Annotated in this window: 1 protein-coding gene; it reads right to left on the reverse strand. The window is 40.9% G+C overall.

Going from position 1 to position 2,521, the window contains the following annotated elements; all coding sequences use genetic code 11:
- Positions 1-121: 121 nt before the first annotated feature.
- Complete coding sequence (locus tag HMPREF2794_RS10890) at positions 122-1,939, reverse strand: reverse transcriptase domain-containing protein (RefSeq protein WP_070751518.1); 1,818 nt, start codon at positions 1,937-1,939, stop codon at positions 122-124.
- Positions 1,940-2,521: the final 582 nt, after the last annotated feature.

Raw genomic sequence — 2,521 nt, forward strand, 5'->3', positions numbered from 1 at the left:
GCTATCTGGCCACTGGCTAAGCACCCGGCGCCTTGCCATGTTTTACCATGGCAGGTTTCCAAGCACTCGCCTCCGAACCGTGCTGACAGGTCTCCCCGTACACGGCTCTCCACCTTATCATTCAGTCTAACTTCCCCGAATGTATTTTTTGATGACATACTGTGCATACTGCTAATGTTTTACGGTTACGGGAAATCATTTTTATTTCCCAATCACTTTTGCCTTTCAAGTCTTTAAGTTTGCGTACATGGTGCATTTCAAGATTATCTGTTGCACCGCAGTTTTCACATACCCGTGCTTGGAGCCTCTTGATTAGACCATTTCTGCCACCCGTTATGGCGACTGTATTAGGCAATTTATCATCTAAATTTCGATTCGGCAGTTCCTTGCGTTTGAAACCCTTGTCGTAAAACTCACGCCTGACCTCATATCCTTTCTTATTTGTGTACGGTATGGAGAATACGCTGTTTTTCTTGTACTTCGCGATAATCTTTTTCTTTGAAGTACTGTATTTGCCTGCGTATGTCTTGTACATACTATACTCCATAATATTATAGAATGAGTCAATGACAGGACTGTTGTTTGCTATCGAGTAGTAGTTGTAAAACCCTACGATTTCAGAGTTATATTGGCTTATAATCTCCAAATCATCAAGACATCTCATATATGGGCGACCTTTGGATTTCCAAACCTCTTTACCATTCCGCTTGACAATCTTTACAGCATTATATTCAAGAAGTTTTTTCCGCATCGTTTCGGTTGTTACATATAGGACAATCTTGTGGTCTAACGACCTTGTCAAATGACCGTTCTTATCTCTGTGTGTATCATTGGACTTTCGTACAAAAACATCATACCCAAGAAATTTGGCATGTTTTCTTGCGTTGGTAATCAGAGTTTTCTCATTAGACAGTTCCAGTTTTAATCTGTCAGCCATAAATTGCTTTATGTCCTCCTTGATTTGGATACAATCCTGCTTGCTACCGATTACTCCAATTAGAAAATCATCCGCATATCTTATGTATTTCAGTCGTTTGATACTGTTATCCATTTCATCACCAGCTGGATATTTCAGTCGTTCTTTGACTGTTTCTCTAATTTCTGCAAACAACTGTTTACGTTTCATTTCATCAACAGTGTTTCGTAGTTTTGCAACTAACTTGGCTTTACGATGTCCGAGCTGTTTTGCAATCGGATTTTCCTTACGTCTTTTTCCCTTGTTAAAGTTTTCGATGTATTCTTTAATATACTTATCAAACTTGTCAAGGTATATATTAGCCAATATGGGGCTAATAATACCACCTTGCGGAGTTCCGCTGTATGATTTGTGGAATACCCAATCTTCAACGTATCCCGCATTCAGGAACTTTCTGATAAGTCGAAGAAATCTCTCGTCAGAAATCCTTTCTGAAAGAATGGCTATCAGCACTTCGTGGTCTATGTTATCGAAGAAGCCTTTGATGTCTCCCTCAATAAACCATTTTGTATTGTTGAATGTCTTTTGAATGCTTGAAAGTGCAGTATGTGGACTTCTTTGTGGTCTGAAACCGTGAGAAGAATTTTCAAAACTGCCCTCATATATTGCTTCCAAAATCATTCGGATAACCTCTTGCAGAAGTTTGTCTATGAATGTCGGAATACCCAGCGGTCTCATCTTTCCGTTTTTCTTCGGAATATAAACTCGCTGTGAGGGTTTCGGCTGGTACGTCTCATTCTTGAGCGTATCAATTAACTGTTCAATGTGGGATATACTGAAGCCGTCAACGGTCTTTCCGTCAACTCCCTTTGTCATATTGCCTTGCTTGGCATATATGTGTTGGTAGGCTATGTAGTACATCTCTTCATTAAACAGTACCCGATACAGACGTTCGAACTTGTATTCCAAGTCGGAACTGTGTTGCGTCAGACTGTTTAATATCTTTTCCGGATTTCTTTTCATGTCTCTCACATTTTCCAAAATTTGACATTAAACGATATAGGCTGCTTCCCTTCGCCATGTACAAGGCTTTCCCTTGCTCGGACTACTACGGAAGCTCTGTTACCATGTCGGATATTCAAAGGTCTTTACCTTATAGCCTTTTAAGGCATTCCGATTTAGGTAATCCCCGTTTAGACATATAATAACTATTTGGCATGGCAGATTGTCGGATACGACTTTCGTCCTTTACTATGTATGTAGTTGCTCCGTGATAAGTTCTTTTGCCCAATCGACCTACAGGGAGAAGTTGGGTATCACAGCAAAACGTCTGTAACTGTCTTCCGTTAAGGCTTAACCATCGAGCCGCTCGGACTATCGTTCAACCAGTATAGGTTTTATCCTCATATCTGTCTTTTCACCTCGCCGCACGGTCAGGACTTGACAGTTGGTCCACTTGCGGCTTTGCCGACATGCTACACTCCCCATCGTCTTTCGTTGAATGGATAAGTCGGCTGGTGATAGGTTATTATTTCAAAGAACACGAACCTAATAGCTTGCCAAAGCTATATTTATTATATGCCCTTACGGGCGCAGCTGGAGCTG

This window comes from Bacteroides sp. HMSC067B03 (assembly GCF_001811315.1).
Classification (GTDB): domain Bacteria; phylum Bacteroidota; class Bacteroidia; order Bacteroidales; family Bacteroidaceae; genus Bacteroides; species Bacteroides faecis.